Source organism: Mesorhizobium sp. M6A.T.Ce.TU.002.03.1.1 (genome assembly GCF_003997275.1).
Taxonomy (GTDB): Bacteria; Pseudomonadota; Alphaproteobacteria; order Rhizobiales; family Rhizobiaceae; genus Mesorhizobium; species Mesorhizobium mediterraneum.
This window is the reverse complement of the sequence record NZ_RZTI01000242.1, coordinates 1-3,805: the sequence shown is the minus strand read 5'-3', so window position 1 is coordinate 3,805 and position 3,805 is coordinate 1. Positions and strand designations below refer to the sequence as shown.

3 protein-coding genes are annotated in these 3,805 nt (G+C 66.0%); all 3 read left to right on the top strand.

The genetic code is table 11. The annotated features are described in order from the left end of the window. Positions 1-2 precede the first annotated feature (2 nt). Positions 3-1,514 carry a tRNA (adenosine(37)-N6)-threonylcarbamoyltransferase complex ATPase subunit type 1 TsaE gene (tsaE, locus tag EOC93_RS32920; protein ID WP_127206699.1) on the top strand — a complete coding sequence of 504 codons (1,512 nt, stop codon included), beginning with the start codon at positions 3-5 and terminating at the stop codon, positions 1,512-1,514. Further along, a complete protein-coding gene (locus EOC93_RS32915) occupies positions 1,511-2,281 on the top strand; it encodes a nucleotidyltransferase family protein (RefSeq protein WP_127206698.1) in 771 nt (256 codons plus the stop codon). The genes tsaE and EOC93_RS32915 overlap by 4 nt, the downstream gene beginning before the upstream one ends. Next, positions 2,278-3,805 (top strand): double-strand break repair protein AddB (gene addB, locus EOC93_RS32910; protein ID WP_127206697.1); only part of this gene is annotated, 1,528 nt, incomplete at its 3' end. The genes EOC93_RS32915 and addB, both read left to right, overlap by 4 nt.

Here is a 3,805-nt window from a genome sequence, read left to right as displayed (position 1 = left end):
CGATGGCAGGCGTGGTGCTGGAGCGTTTTCTCGCCGACGAGGCTGCGACCGCAAGACTGGGCGAGGACCTGGCCATGTCGCTGCGCCCCGGCGACGTGCTGGCGCTCAAAGGCGATCTCGGCGCTGGCAAGTCGAGTTTGGCGCGGGCGCTGATCAGGGCAATGACCGACGATTCCGGTCTCGACGTGCCGAGCCCTACCTTCACGCTCGTCCAGAGCTATGAGGCGCGCGTTCCCATCCATCATTTCGACCTCTATCGCCTGTCCTCGGCGTCCGAACTGGACGAGCTGGGTTTCGACGAAGCGCTGGCGCAAGGCGCTGCCCTGGTGGAATGGCCGGAACGGGCAGAGGCCTATTTGCCAAAGACTTCGATCCAGATCGAGCTGCTCCATCAGGGCGATGGCCGCCTGGCGAGACTGACGGGACAAGGCGCTGCCTTCGAGCGCACGGCGCGATCGCTGGCCATGCGCGATTTTCTGGAAAGAGCTGGATGGGGCGAAGCGCAGAGACGCTATTTTATCGGCGACGCCTCGGCCCGCTCCTATGAGATCGTCTCGCTGGCCGGCTTGCCGCCGCGCGTGTTGATGAATTCGCCAACGCTGGTGCTCGGGCCGCCGATCCGCGACGGCAAGCCCTATGCGGTGATCGCCCACACCGCGCAATCCGTCTCGGCCTTCGTCGCCATCGACCGGGCATTGCGGGCCGGCGGCGTCAGCGCCCCGGAGATCCATGCCCAGGACCTCGACCAGGGATTTCTTCTGCTTGAGCATCTCGGCTCCGAGGGATTTCTCGGGCAGCATGGTCAGCCGGTGGCGGAGCGCTACGCGGCGGCGGCCAAACTGCTCGCCATGATGCATGGCAAGGCATGGCCCGATCGCATCGAGGCCGCACCCGGCGTCTTTCACGACGTGCCGCCTTTCGATCGCGACGCCATGATGATCGAAGCCGAATTGCTGGTCGACTGGTATGTGCCGGCGATATCAGGCGGCCCGGCAAGCGATGCCTTGCGCGCCGGCTATGTCAGGGAATGGAATGCGGTCCTCGACCGGCTGGAGGGGCGCGAATACACGCTCATGCTGCGCGACTTTCATTCGCCCAACATCATCTGGCGCGGCAATCGTACCGGTCACGATCGCCTCGGCATCGTCGATGTCCAGGACGCGCTGATCGGCCCGTCCGCCTACGACCTCGCCTCGCTCGCCATGGATGCGCGCGTCACGCTTTCGCCTGAGATCGAGATGCGGACGCTCAACGCCTATATCGCCGCGCGCCATAAGGCTGGCGCTTTTAACGAAGACGAATTCGTCGAGACCTATGCGATCATGGCGGCGCAGCGCAATTCGAAGATACTCGGCATTTTTGTTCGGCTCGAAAAGCGCGACGGCAAGCCCTATTATCTAAAACACCTGCCGCGCATTCGCGACTATCTCCGGCGAGCGCTGGCGCATCCCGGGCTGGCCAGCTTGCGGGATTTCTATACCGCCCACGGCCTGCTGGAGGAACGGTCGCTATGACGGCACGCCTCAAAACCGCAATGGTGCTTGCCGCCGGGCTGGGAAAGCGCATGCGGCCAATCACCGACACGATCCCGAAGCCGCTGGTCAAGATATCAGGCAAGACATTGCTCGACTGGAGCTTGGACAGCCTGGCGCAGGCCGGCGTCGACAAGGCCATGGTCAACGTCCATTATTTTCCCGAACAGATCGTCGCTCATGTCGCCGCGCGCCGCGCCCCGAAAGTCGTCATTTCCGATGAAAGCGAAAGGCTGCTCGATTCCGCCGGCGGTATCGTCCATGCTTTGCCGGAACTGGGAGGGGCTCCCTTTTACATCGTCAACGCCGATACCTTCTGGATCGACAGCGGCATGCCCAACCTTGCTCGTCTCGCTCTTGCATGGGACGCGGCGAAAATGGATATTCTGCTGATGCTCGCGGATCTCCAGTCAGCAACCGGACACAGCGGCGGCACGGATTTCCTGATGTCGCCGGGCGGCGCCTTGCGGCGTTCGAAAGGCGACCCGACAGGCCTGATCTATGCCGGCGCGGCGATCGTCCATCCCAGGCTTTTCAAGGATGCGCCGGCCGGTCCGCACTCGCTCAACGCCTATTTCGATGCGGCCATTGCTGCCGGCCGCCTGTTCGGCATGACGATGCATGGCCGTTGGATCACAGTCGGCACGCCCGATGCCATCCCGCTTGCGGAAGCGGCCGTCGCCGCCGCTCTTGCTGAGTCGCCCAGCGCTGTTACCGAGTTGACCAGCGCCTTCACTGAGTTGAAATGAGCGGCTCCCGCCGCGTTTTCTCGATCCCGCCCGGAGCGCCGTTTCTGCCGTCGCTGGCCGAGGCCTTGCTGTCAGGTCGGCTTGTCCCCGATTTCCGCTTCGACGGCGACCCGCTGGCGTTGGCCGACGCCACTATCTACGTGCCGACGCGCCGCGCCGCGCGGGCGCTGCGCGGCGTCTTCGTCGACCGTCTGGGTGGCCGCTCGGCGATCCTGCCGGTCATCCGCCCGCTTGGCGAGTTCGACGAGGACGAAGCTGCATTCGAGGCCGACGCATCGGCTGCGATCGATCTCGCGCCGCCGATCGCCGCGACCGAGCGGCTGCTGCTGCTGGCGCCGCTGGTGCGCGCCTGGAAACGCCGCCTGCCGGCACATGTCGCTGCACTTTTCGACGAGGAGATCGTCGTGCCGGCCTCCGCCGCCGACTCCATCTGGCTGGCGCGCGACCTGGCCCGGCTGATGGACGAGATCGAGACCGAAGGCACGGACTGGACCAAGCTCGCCGATCTGGTCACCGGCAACCTTGCCGGCTGGTGGCAAGTGACGCTCGACTTCCTGAGCATCGTCACCGAAAACTGGCCGAATCTCCTCGAAGAACGCAACCGCTCCAACCCGGCCGCACATCGCAATGCGCTGATTAGGCTGGAAGCGGCGCGGCTGAAGCGCAATCCGCCCACTGGACCGGTGATCGCCGCCGGCTCCACCGGGTCCATTCCCGCCACCGCTGAATTGCTTGCGGTGATCGCCGGCCTGCCTGGCGGCGCCGTCGTGCTGCCCGGCCTAGACCTGATGCTGGATGAGCCGTCATTCCAGGCAATCGCGGCGCCCGGGGCGCGCCCGGCCTTGCTTGGTCACCCGCAATACGGCCTGGCAAAGCTGATCGGCAAGATCGGCGTGCTGCGCGGTGATGTCGAGGAGATCGCCGTTGCCGAAAGGCCGCTCGCGCTGCGCGCCGCACTTGTCGGCGAGGCGCTGCGGCCGGCCGAAACCACTGAGCTGTGGGCGCAGACGCGGGTTCGTTTTGCCGCCGGAGACATCACCGAGGCCTTCGCCGACGTCACGCTTCTCGAAGCCGCCGGCGAACGCGACGAAGCCGTGGCGATCGCCGTCGCGCTCAAACGTGCCGTCGAACAGCCCGGCCACCGCGCGGCACTCGTCACCGGGGACCGCGCCCTGGCGCGGCGCGTTTCGGTCGAGCTGTTGCGGTTTGGTGTCGTCGCCGACGATTCGGGCGGCACGCCGCTCATCAATACGCCAGCCGCCGGCCTGCTCAGGCTGGCGCTTCAGGCCGCGTTCCGGCCCGGCGATCCGGTCGCCTTGCTGTCGCTGCTCAAGCACCCGCTGCTTTGCCTCGGCCTGGAACGCACAAGCGTCCGTCATGCGGCCGAGATCATCGAACTGGTGGCGCTGCGCGGCGGCACCGGCCGCCCCGACATCGCATCGCTGCCGGAGCTCTTCGATATCCGTCTCACCAGCCTGGGCGATGCCCGCCCGCCCTTCTGGTTTTCCCGCCTGACCGTGCGCA

Bases quoted from the DNA above. Each gene is read 5' to 3' on its own strand.
- tsaE (WP_127206699.1), top strand. From the start codon at position 3: ATGGCAGGCGTGGTGCTGGAGCGTTTTCTCGCCGACGAGGCTGCGACC.
- EOC93_RS32915 (WP_127206698.1), top strand. From the start codon at position 1,511: ATGACGGCACGCCTCAAAACCGCAATGGTGCTTGCCGCCGGGCTGGGA.